A 241-nucleotide genomic window follows, 5' to 3' on the forward strand; every position below is an offset into this window, starting at 1 on the left:
CCGGCACATCCGTCCCGGCCTCGCCGTAACCGGCCGAAAAGTCGATCTCGATGCCGTTGATGCTCTGCCCCGGCTGCGGCGGGCTCCGCATCCAGAACCGCGCCGGCCGGCCCGCGCCGTCGAGAAGATGATCCTCAAGCGGAACGTCGGCAGCCGTTCCATCCGCCTCGTAAACGGTAACCGTCTCAATCGCTTGAACCGGCAATCCCAGCAGGTGCACGAACACATCGGCAAGTGGTTC

1 protein-coding gene is annotated in these 241 nt (G+C 65.1%); it reads right to left on the bottom strand.

Features of this window, described 5'->3' with window-relative positions:
• Positions 1–241: hypothetical protein (locus KVS69_RS20375; RefSeq protein ID WP_217540102.1), on the bottom strand; the 241-nt coding region annotated here is incomplete at both ends.

The sequence above is a fragment of the Stenotrophomonas sp. GbtcB23 genome, from assembly GCF_019091045.1.
GTDB lineage: Bacteria > Pseudomonadota > Gammaproteobacteria > Xanthomonadales > Xanthomonadaceae > Stenotrophomonas > Stenotrophomonas rhizophila_A.